Genomic DNA, 13,973 nt, shown 5'->3' with positions numbered 1-13,973 from the left:
TCAAACTATCTGCTCACAATCCTATAATATGTCCTTGCGGTAATCTTATATACAAGTGCATACATAATCGAAAATATTATAATAGTAACGACTGTGCAAACTGCAAATAATGGTACATTTGTAAGATTAAATATTGCCAGCAGTCTTGTTATAACTTTAAAAGAAAACGCAATATGAACCGCTGTCATTAAGAGAGGAAGGAAGAATACCGACAAAACCTGATTTTTTATTGTATCTCTTACTTCTTTACTGCTCATTCCTACTTTCTGCATTATTTCAAATCTTTCTCTGTCATCATACCCTTCTGCAAGCTGTTTATAATAAATAATGAGCACCGTTGCCATGATGAAAAGCAATCCCAAAAATATTCCCAGAAAAAACAATCCACCATAGAGACTGTAAAATGAATTTCTATATTCATCAACACTTTGTACATATGTGGGAACATCTATCCCTTCAAATATACTTTTTAGCCCTTTGACTGCTTCTATTCGATAATTTTCATCTGCATCCGTGTCAAATCCGTAAAAATATGACAGTTCTTCCATTTTATTTTCGTCAGTATTAAATAAATTATATATCTTCTCAATGGTGCTCGTGTTATCAACTACCACATAGCTGCTGTATGTCATTGTATCAACCTTTTCAATCACGGAATCAAACGAATTCATATATTCATTTACAGATATTTTATACCCGTTAAAATCCAAGTTGTTTCCCTTAACATCACCATCAGCACTGAATACAAGGGCTTCTCCTTCTTCTAGTGAAACCGACCTAGCTTCAAGTTTGTTGTACTCGTCCTGCGTCATAAAAATAAGGACATAAAAATTATCTGACGCATAAGATTCATTAGTGGCGGGCATAAACACAGCTCCATCTCTCACTGCATATACACTCATGGATCGATATCTGACAATATTCTTTTGCTCCAGCTTGTATTCAGATGAAACCATATTTATATACCAATCCAATTCCTCAGCTTTTTCTTCCGACACATTGTCCGCACTGATCAAAATATTTCGCTGAAATCTACCTCTTAAAGCATCCTCTACCCCCACATACAATGAAATTGTAGATGAAATCATTATAATCACAGCAGTGGATAAAATACATATATTTGCAAGCCCTGCCGCGTTTTGTTTCATTCTGTACATCATTCCCGAAACAGAAATAAAGTGTTTTGAATTATAGTAATATTTTTTGTTGTTTCTAAGCATTTTCAGCACCGCAATACTTCCTGCCGTAAATAAGCAGTATGTCCCAACCATTACAAGTAATACAGCAATAAAAAATAAGTTGAGAGCGGCCAAAGGAGATTCAACGGTAATCGCAATATAATAACCGGCTGCTAGAGTTATGATTCCAATGAGAGCAATTATCCACTTTGTCTTTGGTTCTTTTTCCCCTGTTTTTCCACCTTTCAATAACTCAATCGGATTTGATAAATGAACCTGATGAATATTGTAAGCAAGGTTTATAACAAATATACCGCTGAACAGCAGGACTGTTACCAGCACAGATGTCGCAGGAATTTCAAAACCAAATACAGCTTCAATGGAAATTAATTTAAATAAGAACAATATTATAAGTTTGCTGAGAAGAATCCCCGAAAGTATTCCTGCCAATATTGCAACAGCCGCAGTAATCAATGTTTCATAAAACATTATTTTGGCCACATGTTTTTTTTCCATTCCCAGCACATTAAACAGTCCAAATTCTTTTTTTCGCTGTTTGATTAAAAAGCTATTTGTGTAAAATAAAAATATGGTAGAAAAAATCCCAATTACTATAGCCCCCAAGTACATAATAGCTCTTAGAGACTCACTGTCACTGACAATTCCTATACTGTCAGCAACAGTAAGAAAGCTCATGTTATAAAACATCATAATTGTTCCTATGCATGCAAAGATATAAGGAATATACATCTTTGAGTTTTTTTTAATATTGTTCAAGGCTAACTTCTGATAAAAAAATTTACTCATTTTGCACCCCCCCGGTTGCAATCATAGTCAAAGTATCCGATATTTTTTGATACATGTCCTCATTAGACATATTTGCCCTGTATATTTGATGATATATGCTTCCGTCTTTTATGAACAGCACTCTTTTAGCATGACTTGCAGCCTTCACACTGTGGGAAACCATAAGAATAGTCTGCCCATCTTTGTTCAGTTCACTGAACAGCTTTAAGACCTCGTCGGAAGAGCGTGAATCAAGAGAACCAGTAGGTTCGTCAGCAAGTATTACCTCAGGTTTTGTAATAAGCGCCCTCGCTATGGCAGCTCTCTGCTTTTGTCCTCCTGAGATTTCATAAGGGTATTTATTTAAAATTTCTTCAATACCAAGTCTTTTGGAAATCGGTTTTAATTTATCTCTCATTTCTTCATATTTTTCCCCTGCCAGAACCAACGGAAGAAAAATATTATCACGCACTGAAAATGTGTCTAGCAAATTGAAATCCTGAAAAACAAAACCAAGATTATCTCTCCTAAATGCTGATATTTCCTTTTCGTCGATTGATACTATATTTTTCCCATTTAATAATACTTCTCCGCTTGTCGGCTTATCGAGAGAGGCAAGTATATTCAGCAAAGTTGTTTTACCCGAACCCGATTCACCCATGATCGCTGTATATTCTCCACGTTCAACTGAAAATGATATGTTTGCCAATGCCTGAACAGGATTTCCCGCAAATCTTGTTGAATATATTTTCTTTAAATTATTTACTTCTAATAGTGACATAGCTTCCTCCTTAAATTTACTTCCTGTTCATAATATCAAAAAAGAAAAATGCACTGCCATAACTTCAGCTTACATTTCCCCTATCATCCTTACAGTTTAGTAAGGTTATTCAAATTCAACGTTTTGAGTTTCAAGTTTTACTTTTACTTTTGTTCCCTTTCCTACTTCCGACTCAATTTCAATTGAATGCGACAGCCTGTTCAATATCTGCCTGCACAAATACAATCCAATTCCCGTTGATTTTTTATCTGCTCTGCCGTTGTATCCAGTGTAGCCCTTTTCAAAAACTCTCGGCAAATCTTCCTTTTCAATTCCTATTCCCGTATCTTCAATAACCAGCGTACATGGCCTAGTTTCATCCATGTATATTGAAATTTCGCCGGAGTTGGTGTATTTAAGCGAATTGGAAATTAATTGCTCAATAACGAATACAAGCCACTTTTCATCAGTCAAAACATACATATTTAAATTTTCGTATACTAAATTTATTTTTTTACGAATAAATAATTTGGAATATTTCCTTACAACCTGCTTAACCATATTATCAAGGGAATATTTTTTAAACAATAAATCAGAATTTAAATTTTCGAGCCTGATATACTGAAGTACCATTTCCACATATTGCTCCGTTTTAAAAAGCTGCTCCAAAAGCTCCTCATTTATCTCAGATTTTTCGGATTGTAGTATCAGGCGCATTGCTGAAATCGGAGTTTTTATCTGATGTGCCCATATTGTGTAGTAATCAAGCATATTTGAATAGCTTTTATTTTTTTCATTAATAATATCAACCCTGTGCCTGTCTATTTTTTTAATTAATTCCTGATAGTCTTCTTCAATTATGCTTAATGTATCCGGAAATTTATAATCAGATACACAGATATTGTCCATTATTTCTTTAAGGGCCCTGTGCCGTTTGTAAAATTTAACAAAGCACAGCATATATACTGCCGCAATAAAGGCAACTGTTAATAAAACTGCATAAAGTATAGGTTCTAATGGCAACGAATAAAGAAAAAAAACTGATACAAAGATAATCAGCGATATAACTCCAGATACTGCAAAAAAGATATTTTGCTTTAAATATAATAAGAACATTTTGAATACATCACTCATATTATTCCACCATATATCCCATTCCCTTTTTTGTTTTAATAAAATTTTCAAGACATATTTCAGACAACTTTTTGCGAAGACGTGTCATATTTACCGTAAGAGTATTATCATCAATAAATTGGTCGTTTTCCCAAAGGTGTTGCATAATTTCATCTCTGGAAACCGCAGTTCCCATGTTTTCCATAAGTATCTGCAAAATTTTGTATTCATTTTTTGTCAATTCAATCCTATTCTTTTCGTATGTCAGTGATGCATCGCTCATGTTTAAAATAACACCATTATATTCTATGGTGTTCATCTGTCCGTGCAGAGAATATGACCTTCGCAAAAGAGCTCCCAGCTTTGCCGTAAGAACATTCAAATCAAAAGGCTTTGCAATAAAATCATCTCCGCCCATATTAATTGCCATTACAATATTCATATTATCTGAAGCAGAGGATATAAACATTATTGGAATCTTTGAAATTTTACGAATTTCGCTACACCAGAAAAAGCCGTTATAAAAAGGAAGCATAACATCAAGCAGAACAATATGAGGTTCAAATTTCTTGAAATCTTCAATTATATTTTTAAAATTGTCCACACAAAACACATTATAGTCCCACTTTGAAAGATGAGCCTTCAAGGTTTTTGCAATAGTTAAGTCATCCTCCACAATCATAATTCTATACATAATTCCTCCAAAAAACACATTGTTTATTATGTTAGTATAATTCCATTTCCATTTATTATCAATAAAATTAACGAAAAAATCCGGTTTGCTTAAACCGGATTTTTTTTAACTAGCCTGCAATTGCAAAATAACCTATAACTATTGCTCCCAAAATAATTCTATACCACCCGAATGCTTTAAAATCGTTGTTCTTTATATACTTCATTAAAAATCTGATAGCTGCCAGCGATACAACAAAAGCTACAACCATACCCGTCAATAATACCGCCAGCTCCAGCCCTGTAAAATTCAGTCCAAATTTAAACAGCTTCAGAGCACTGGCTCCGAACATAACAGGAATTGACAGGAAGAAAGAATATTCCGCAGCTATGTATCTTGAGCTCCCCAGTATTATTGCTCCCAAAATGGTAGCACCGGAACGCGATGTGCCCGGAACAAGTGATAATACCTGAAAGACTCCTATACCCAATGCCATCATATAAGACATTTCACTGAAGCTTTTTATCTTGGAGCTTTTTCCTCTATTGCGATTCTCAATCACTATGAAAAGTATACCATATATAATAAGGGTAACTGCCACGGTTTGGAAATTATAAAAATTTTCGTCAAACCAATCATCAAACAGTAATCCAAGAACTGCCGCCGGCAGCACTCCTACAATAACCTTTAACCATAGCAGTATGGTATCTTTTTTCTGCTTTGAAGTCTTTCTCGGCGAAAAAGGATTCAGCCTGTGAAAATATAACAGAACCACTGCCATAATAGCGCCGAGCTGAATAACCACCCTGAACATTTCCATAAATGCTTCAGATGCATTAAATTTAATAAACTCCTCTACAAGTATCATGTGTCCTGTGCTGCTTATAGGAAGCCACTCTGTAATTCCTTCCACTATTCCCAAAAACGCTGCCTTTAATAATTCAATGTACATTTAATTTCCTCCAAATTCTATGCAAGTAAAGCACACGGCATTTCCGTGTTAAATCGGATAAAAATCCGGTACAACCTAAATAATGCACTACCATATTAATATAATACCATTCTATGTATAAAATCAATAGTTAATTCAGACATTTAGAAATAAGGAGTTGATCGTCTTTTTTCTGGTTATTAAAAATTACAAATAAAAAGAGACCTTATATCTCGCAGGTCTCTCTTATAATCAATTAATTAAAACTTTGTTCAGTTCTATCTATTATCTCATCCTGAAGTGCTTTTTCAAGATTGTTAAAGTGGTCTGAATATCCCGCTACCCTAACAATCAGATCCTTGTATTCATCAGGATGCTTCTGTGCATCTAGAAGCGTGCTTCTGTCAACTACATTAAACTGTATGTGATGGCCTTCCATTTCAAAGTACGCTCTTACAAGAGCAGATACATTATCAATTCCTTCCTGTCCAGCTATTGATGAAGGTGTGAATTTCTGGTTAAGCAACGTTCCTCCAGTTGATGTATGATCCATCTTTGCACATGAATTAATTACTGCAGTTGGACCGTTTCTGTCAGCACCTTTTTCAGGAGAAATTCCATCTGTAACAGGTTTTTCGTTAAGCCTTCCGTTTACTGAAGCTGTCATTACAGAACCGAAATAAATATGGCATGTTGTAGGGAGCATATCTATCTGGTAAGTCCCTCCGCACACAGTCTTTCTTCCTCTTATTCTGTCTCTTATATTAGTAAATATATCAAGCATTATATTATCTGCATAATCATCATCATTGCCGTATTTAGGAGTATGGTTCAATACTAAATTATGAAGCATTTCGTATCCTTCAAAATTAGCTTTAGTAGCTGCAACCAGCTCACTCATTGTGAAACGTTTCTGCTCATATACATTGTATTTTACAGATGCAAAACAGTCTGTAATTGTCCCTATACCTACTACCTGTATATATCTAGTGTTGTACTTAGATCCGCCTGCATTATAATCTCTTCCGCTTTCCATACAGCCTGTTGTAAGAACTGACATGAACGGCGAAGGCATGTGCTCAGCAAATATTTTTTCAATTACGTTATTTCCTCTTATTTTAACGTTGATAATATATTCAAGCTGTTTATAAAATGCTTCTCTTAACTCATCGAAAGTTTTAAATTCTTCAGGATTACCAGTTTTTAATCCTATTTGCTTGCCAGTATACTTATCGTATCCGTTATTCATCATAAGTTCAAATACTTTCGGAACATTCAGATACCCTGTGAGAACATATGCTTCTCTTCCGTGGCAACCTGTTTCAACACATCCGCTTGAGCCACCAAATCGTGCATCTTCCAATGTCTTTCCAGCATTCATAAGCTCGCTAATTAATTCTTCAGTATTGTAAAATGCAGGCTGTCCCCAGCCTTTTCTGGATATTTCAACAGCTCTATTCAAGAATTCATCAGGTGTCTTTTCACTTATTTGTACATTGGAACTTGGCTGTAACAATCTCATTTCATCCATTGTATCAAGTATGATATAAGATACGTCATTTACACCGTCTTCACCTGTATATGGATTTATACCACCGGTATTTAAATTTGCAAAATCAGTGTATGTTCCGCTTTCTTTTAAAGTTATTCCAACTTTTGGAGGTGCAGGTTGGTTGTTGAATTTAATCCAAATGCATTCCATCAGTTCTCTGGCCTTATCATAATCGATTATGCCGGCTTCTGAATCATTTTTGTAAAACGGATATAAATATTGATCAAGCCTTCCAGGTGAAAATGCATCCCATGTATTCGTTTCTGTTGTAACCCCTATATGAACAAACCAGTACATCTGCAATGCCTGAGCATATGTTTCAGGCTTGTGTGCCGGTACTACATCACAATTGCCAGCAATCCACAGAAGTTCTTTTTTCCTGTTAGCATCTGTTTCTTTTTCAGCTAACTCTCTGGCATATGCTGCATATCTCTGTCCGTAAATTATTATTGCATCACAAGAAATAGCCATTGCTTCAAGCTGTGCTTTTTTGTCATATGCATTAGCATCATTTAAAAAATCTAATTGTTCTATAGTTTCTTCTATTTCTTTTTTAAACTCCAAAAATCCCTTTTTATAAAATTTATCGTCTGCAACAGTATGCCCTGGCGCTCTTTGTTCCATAAACTCCGTAAACATTCCAGCTGCGTAGCAATCTTTCCACTCCTGAGTCATAGAAGCTAAAATTTTATCTCTAGTAGATTTGTTCTGCCAATATGGAAGAATTTTTTCTGCCTGAACCCCCTTGTCTTCTTCGTTAACCTTAAAATTAATATATTTTCGGTCGTTCATTACCGTCATATCTTCTACAGTGTGTGCGCAAAGCTCCGGAAATGTAGGAACAACCTGTGGCCCTTCACTTTTTTCTCCAACTATCAGTTCCCCTTCGCCAATGTAAAGCTTTCTTTTTTCCATATAATTTTTAAAATTCATCGCACGAAGTACCGGCGTTTCAACTGCACCAAAATATTTTTGATAAAATTCAGTTTCCAGCAATGCTCTTTCAAGGCTAACCCTTGGCTGTGTCGTTACGCTTTCCTGTCTTAATTTTTTAGTCCTTTCAGTGTATCCTCTCATACTAACCTCCTATTTTTACTTCATATCCTTCATCTATAAACATGTTTTTAAATTGCTGAAGTTTTTCGTCAGATGGCTTAGACATTATCTCTTCTTCATAAGAAATGCCAAGCTTTTTATATTTGTGCATCGCTATATCATGATACGGCAATAAGTTGACTTTTTTTATATTAAGCTTTTTAATAAACTCTATTGTTTTCTTAATATGATTTTCATTGGCATTTATTCCTTCAATTATGGGCATCCTTATATTTATGCCGTCATGAAGCTCTGACAACTTTTCCAGATTGCTTAAAATTAATTTGTTTGACGTTCCGATATAGCGCTTATGCTTTTCATCATCCATAAGCTTAATATCATACAAGAACAAATCTGTATATTCTGATATTCGCTGCAAACTGTCATAGTTTACTGCACCGCTGGTATCAACTGCAGTATGAATATTCTCGGCTTTTAATCTCTTCAGGAATTCCTCTACAAAATCTATCTGCGCCAAAGGCTCTCCGCCGGAAACGGTTACCCCTCCTCCAGACTTGTTATAAAACACTCTATCCTTCAAAGCCTCTTTCATTATTTCTTCGATTGTATACTCTTTGCCCACAACCTGTCTTGCACCTGGTATGCAGTAAATTTCACATAAACCACAGTGCTTACACAACTTTTCATCAGTTGTAACAACGTTATTTTTTACGCTTATTGCATTTTCCGGACATGCTTCTTGACAATTCAAACATGAAACACATTTGTCCTTATCAAAAAGCACTTGTTTATTATATTTTTGGCTTTCTGGATTGTGACACCACAGGCAGCTTAGGGGACATCCCTTAAAAAAAAATGTTGTCCTTATGCCCGGGCCGTCATGAACAGAAAATTTTTGAATGTTAAAAATATTAGCTTTAGTCATACACACTCCAATTTATATATTCATATATATGCTTGCAATTTTCTTGCCAAGAAAATACATGTTAAAATTTCAATATATGTATTATATATCGTATTTTTTGTACAAATATTTCACATAACATGTGACGGTTTTTTTGACATGTGTATCAATATATTTATTTGCATTTTACGACTCTCATTGCTCAAGAATTATAGCAGTTCAGAAACTTCACCCTCCTTAACATAAATTTTGCAGTTTCTAATAAGGTAGCAAATATTATGCCAATATTAGCAAAATATTACGCATCAGGAAAACACTTACTTTTAGAGTATAGGTAGAATAGCTCTATTTTTAACATGCATAAATTCCAGACAAAAAATGTAAGCTTTTTATTACACATGTATAGAAGGCCATAATAAGATTTAACTATTTACTTAAATTATATTTGTGTTATAATAGCCATAATAAAAAAACTTCAGGTGATTTTATGGATTATAAAAATATATTAAAACTGGTTTCCGAAAATCTGTATTGCGGTATATTTATAGTAGATAAGAACGGGAAAGTCATTTTCTACAACCAATCAATACATGACTTGGCTGGGCTTAAAGTGGAAAACGCTATCGGAAAACATCTTCTGGAAATATTTCCTCGACTGACCGAAGAAACCAGTACAATAATGAGAACGCTGAAAACCGGCGAGAGTTTAAAAAACTATGTTCAAAATTATTATAACTATCAGGATCGAAAGGTTACTATTTTTTCAAGCACTATACCCTTACATGAAAATGGTCAGCTAGAAGGTGTTATTGAAATTTTTTCTGATGTTGAAAAATATAATAATTTGAATAAAAGCAAAAAACGAAATAAAGTTAACGGAAAAGCCGTATACACTTTAGACAATATTATCGGAAGCAGTAGTTTAAAGGTCGATTTAAAAAATAAAATCAAGAAAACTGCCAACAGCAATTCGCCTGTTCTTGTTTACGGAGAAACCGGAACCGGAAAGGAACTTGTTGTTCAATCCCTTCACAATGAAAGCAACAGGCGTGGAAAACCTTTTATCGCGCAAAACTGTGCCGCGATTCCAAGTACATTGTTTGAAAGTATACTATTCGGGACAAAGCTGGGAAGCTTTACAGGCGCACAAAATTCTATGGGACTTATTGAAGCGGCAGATGGCGGAACGCTGTTCCTTGATGAAATAAATTCAATGGATATAACATTACAGGCTAAACTGCTGAGGTTCCTTCAGGAAAATCAAATCAGAAGAATAGGTGATAACACGGCACATGATGTAGACGTAAGAATAATCACCGCATTAAACGAAAATCCCTATGAGGCAATTAAATCAGGAAAATTAAGAAGCGACCTGTTTTACAGATTGAACGCCATTAACTTCTACGTAGCTCCTTTGAGAGAATGCAAAAGCGATATTGTTGAACTAAGCAACTACTTTTTACACCATTTCAGCCAAAAATTAAATAAGAATATAGCAGGGTTTTCTGACGAAGTACTGCTTTTTTTCCAAAACTATTCATGGCCCGGAAACGTAAGAGAACTCAGGCATTCAATTGAGCATGCAATTAACATTACAGAAGGCAACATAATAACCATGAACGACATGCCGGATTACGTTATTATCAATCAGCAAAAGGACATTATAAAATGTTGCAATTCTGATATCCCTTTAGCAAGCCCTGCCTACACAGGGCCACTGTACGAGCAAGTAGAAAAATTTGAAAGAAATGTAATAGTTAACGCGCTAAAGCAATATGGCTGCAATATATCAAAAACTTCTAAGAAATTAGGTGTGCCCAGACAGACCTTATATTATAAAATGGACAAATTAAAAATCCGGATGGATAAGACTCCAGAATAAATAACAGCATAAAAAAAATATGACACAACTACACTTCTGCATTTGAAAGCATATAACAAGTCCTGTGCGAAAAATCGCACAGGGCTTGTTCGTATAATTAGTTTACAAACACCTTACTTATCAATTATTGCTCCGGGCTTAATAATAGATGCACCATACTTTTTACGTATATCGTAAATAGTTTTTTCTATCATATCTGTTTTGTTTGAATTCATGTCTCTGCTGTCTTCACACACATCAAACAACGATATTTGTTCTGATTCATAATTTTCAAATCCGCTGAGACTTATTCCTATAAGCCGTATGGGTTCGCGATTCCAGTTTTTTTCAAAAAGCTTTACCCCGGCAGAATATATATCTCTTACCAGACATGTAGCCAGAACCGTCATCTGCCTTGTAATACTTTTAAAATCAGAATACTTTATGCTTATTTGTACGGTACGTCCTTTTTTTGCATGACTGCGTGCCGTCATACCCACACTGTCCGAAAGCTCAAATAATACAGCCTTTATATATTCCATATCAGTTGTATCATGAGGAAGAGTAGTGGATCTTCCAATTGATTTCATGTCTCCGTCCGAGTTGCATTTGACTGGTGATAGGTCTATTCCGTTAGCCAAAAGTGAAATCTCTAAACCCATTTTACCAAGTTTTTTTACAAGGTATTCTCTGTCAAACACAGCTAGATTCATAATTGTGTATATTCCCATACCCTGAAGTTTAAAGGCTGTCTTCTTACCGACACCATACATACTTCCTACAGGTAAAGGCCACATTTTTTCCTTTATGTCCTTTATCCAAAGTTCGGTAATGCCATGAGGTTTCTTCATTTCCGATGCCATTTTTGCTAAAAATTTATTTTCAGAAATTCCGATAGAGCACCATAGATTTAATTCGTTATTAATTCTGCGCATAATTTTTTCAGCCGCCTCACGTGGCTCGCCAAAAATCCCTCCGCATCCAGTCATATCAAGCCAGGCCTCATCGATACTGTTTTGTTCTATGACAGGCGTAAATGATGACAAAATCTCCATTACTTCTCTTGATTTCTGGTGGTAGAAACCATGATCCGGAGGAATTACAACTAATTCAGGGCAAAGTTTGTAAGCATCCTTGAGAATCATAGTTGTTTTGATTCCGCGTTTTCTTGCCTCATAATTTGCTGTTAGAATTATTCCCGATCTGTTTTCGGGATCACCTGCCACAGCTGCAGGTTTTCCTGTGATTTCAGGATGTCTGGTTTGTTCGCAGCTTATAAAAAAAGCATTCATATCAACTAAAAAAACTACTCTATCCAAATTATCACCTACTGTGAATCTGTTCCGAATCCTGACATTGTAAGGAAACCAATCTTAAAAAATGATTCAACATCAATTACAACATCATTATCTTCAGGCATGTATACGGTTTTTGAAACATAGACATCTATTCCATCAATATTCACCTTATTGTACTCTTCTGCAGATTTTGGCTTTTTTGCAAACACCTCTGGAACGGGAACAACTGCAAAGTCTCCGTTAGTTCTGTATCCCGGAAACTCGATTACAATGGATGCTTTTCCTTTTTTCTCGAGATACTTCAAAGCTTTCTCAGTTATCTTGATTTTATCGTATTTTGTTTCCATACATACATCCTTTTTTTAATATTTTATCTATTATATCATAAATTTTAGATATGCAAATTAAAATCCAAAATTTATCAGCTTGTACAAAGATTACTTTTAAGTTAAACTAAGAATATATTCAATTGAGAAAGGATTTTTATGAGCAGCAGAATAAATTTAACAGAAGGAAGCATAAGGTACACATTAGTTAAGCTTGCTCTTCCTATAATGGGAACAGGCTTTATTCAAATGGCATATAATCTTACTGATATAATATGGCTGGGCAGAGTTAGCACCGGTGCAGTTGCAGCCGCTGGAACGGCAGGTTTTTTCATGTGGTTTGGAGCTGCATTAATTTTAATTTCTCAGGTAGGTGTAGGAGTAAATGTAGCACAGTGTCTCGGAAGAAATGACGTGGAAAATGCCAAGAAATTTATAACAAACGGATTTCAGCTTGATTTCTTTATAGCAGTACTATACTCCTTGATTTTGTTTAGTTTCAGACATCAGCTTATAGCGTTTTTTAATCTGGATGACAAAGATGTAATTGAAATGGCAGTAAACTATCTGGCAATCATAGGCACAGGAATCACTTTCCACTTTTTAAATCCTATTTTCTCGGCAATTTTAAATAGCTCCGGAAACAGTCTCACTCCTTTTAAAATAAACACCATAGGTTTGATTGCAAATATAATAATTGATCCCATCCTTATATTCGGACTGGGCCCCCTTCCAAAACTGGGGATAAACGGAGCGGCACTTGCAACCATAATGTCACAGATTTTTGTAACAATCATCTTCCTCATAACAGGAAAACTCAACAACAATCTGTATTCACATGTAAAACTTTTTGAGAAGCCTGATATTAATTTTATATGCAAAATAGTAAACATTGGAATTCCGCCTTTTCTTCAAACAGGCATTCATGCATTCATAAATATGTTTATAACAAAAATTGTTGCCGGGTTTGGCCCGGTTGCCGTAGCAGTTCAAAGCATAGGGTCAAATATAGAATCCATAACATGGATGACAGCTGACGGATTTTCAGCTGCAATTTCGGCATTTACCGGACAAAACTACGGAGCCGGAAAAATAGAGCGCATTAAGGAAGGATACAAACAAGGAATACAAATACTTGGAGGAATCGGAATACTTTCAACCTTGCTTCTAATTTTTGCAGCAGAGTTACTGTTCACCATATTTGTTCCCGATGATCCACAGGCAATAAGAGAAGGCATAACCTATTTAAGAATACTCGGAGCATCTCAATTTTTCATGAGCATTGAAATAGGAACAACAGGCGCATTTAACGGCCTTGGAAAAACACTGCCTCCAACAATTAACGGGGTTATTTTAAATGCACTTAGAATACCTGCCGCAATAATTTTAAGCTCTACTGCAATGGGCTTATCCGGCGTATGGTTCAGTGTCAGCATGTCTTCCATAATAAAAGGGATAACTCTATTCGTGTGGTTCAAGTTTGCATCAAGAAATTTATCAGCGAAAAAAATTGATTAAAGCAATAAATAGTATAG

Annotated in this window: 11 protein-coding genes; 2 read left to right on the top strand and 9 right to left on the bottom strand. The window is 35.2% G+C overall.

The features are described 5' to 3' along the window. Positions 1–5: 5 nt before the first annotated feature. From ACS3UD_RS16495 to ACS3UD_RS16465, 7 genes are all read right to left on the bottom strand, one after another. A complete protein-coding gene (locus tag ACS3UD_RS16495; protein ID WP_308138566.1) occupies positions 6–1,985 on the bottom strand; it encodes an ABC transporter permease in 1,980 nt (659 codons plus the stop codon). After that, a complete protein-coding gene (locus ACS3UD_RS16490; RefSeq protein WP_308138567.1) occupies positions 1,978–2,745 on the bottom strand; it encodes an ABC transporter ATP-binding protein in 768 nt (255 codons plus the stop codon). Before ACS3UD_RS16490 ends, ACS3UD_RS16495 begins: the two co-directional genes overlap by 8 nt. 105 nt (positions 2,746–2,850) lie before the next feature. Beyond that, on the bottom strand, positions 2,851–3,858 hold the full coding sequence (locus ACS3UD_RS16485) for a sensor histidine kinase (protein ID WP_308138568.1): 1,008 nt from the start codon (positions 3,856–3,858) through the stop codon (positions 2,851–2,853). A 1-nt stretch (position 3,859) separates the two neighbouring features. Beyond that, positions 3,860–4,531 carry a response regulator transcription factor gene (locus tag ACS3UD_RS16480; RefSeq protein WP_308138569.1) on the bottom strand — a complete coding sequence of 224 codons (672 nt, stop codon included), beginning with the start codon at positions 4,529–4,531 and terminating at the stop codon, positions 3,860–3,862. 109 nt (positions 4,532–4,640) lie between these two features. Continuing rightward, positions 4,641–5,462 carry an undecaprenyl-diphosphate phosphatase gene (locus ACS3UD_RS16475; protein ID WP_308138570.1) on the bottom strand — a complete coding sequence of 274 codons (822 nt, stop codon included), beginning with the start codon at positions 5,460–5,462 and terminating at the stop codon, positions 4,641–4,643. Positions 5,463–5,697: 235 nt separating this feature from the next. After that, on the bottom strand, positions 5,698–8,070 hold the full coding sequence (gene hypD, locus ACS3UD_RS16470; protein WP_308138571.1) for a trans-4-hydroxy-L-proline dehydratase: 2,373 nt from the start codon (positions 8,068–8,070) through the stop codon (positions 5,698–5,700). A 1-nt stretch (position 8,071) separates the two neighbouring features. Then, on the bottom strand, positions 8,072–8,974 hold the full coding sequence (locus tag ACS3UD_RS16465; protein ID WP_308138572.1) for a trans-4-hydroxy-L-proline dehydratase activase: 903 nt from the start codon (positions 8,972–8,974) through the stop codon (positions 8,072–8,074). A gap of 466 nt (positions 8,975–9,440) precedes the next feature. On the opposite strand from ACS3UD_RS16465, the gene ACS3UD_RS16460 reads away from it, so the two are divergent. Beyond that, complete coding sequence (locus tag ACS3UD_RS16460) at positions 9,441–10,835, top strand: sigma-54 interaction domain-containing protein (protein WP_308138573.1); 1,395 nt, start codon at positions 9,441–9,443, stop codon at positions 10,833–10,835. 113 nt (positions 10,836–10,948) lie between these two features. Here ACS3UD_RS16460 and ACS3UD_RS16455 read toward each other — a convergent pair whose 3' ends face one another. Both ACS3UD_RS16455 and ACS3UD_RS16450 read right to left on the bottom strand, forming a co-directional pair. Next, positions 10,949–12,133 (bottom strand): DNA polymerase IV, encoded by a 1,185-nt coding sequence (locus ACS3UD_RS16455; RefSeq protein ID WP_308138574.1) that lies wholly within the window; start codon positions 12,131–12,133, stop codon positions 10,949–10,951. Positions 12,134–12,141: 8 nt separating this feature from the next. Continuing rightward, the gene (locus tag ACS3UD_RS16450) at positions 12,142–12,459 is read right to left on the bottom strand and encodes a CC/Se motif family (seleno)protein (protein WP_308138575.1); all 318 of its coding nucleotides are present in this window, start codon (positions 12,457–12,459) and stop codon (positions 12,142–12,144) included. A gap of 138 nt (positions 12,460–12,597) precedes the next feature. Here ACS3UD_RS16450 and ACS3UD_RS16445 point away from each other — a divergent pair, with 138 nt between their 5' ends. Beyond that, complete coding sequence (locus ACS3UD_RS16445) at positions 12,598–13,956, top strand: MATE family efflux transporter (protein WP_308138576.1); 1,359 nt, start codon at positions 12,598–12,600, stop codon at positions 13,954–13,956. Positions 13,957–13,973 lie beyond the last annotated feature (17 nt).

It is taken from the genome of Sedimentibacter sp. LTW-03, from assembly GCF_052059825.1.
GTDB lineage: Bacteria > Bacillota > Clostridia > Tissierellales > Sedimentibacteraceae > Sedimentibacter.
Note: the sequence above shows the minus strand (reverse complement) of the source record. Positions and strands in the feature narration are given on the sequence as shown.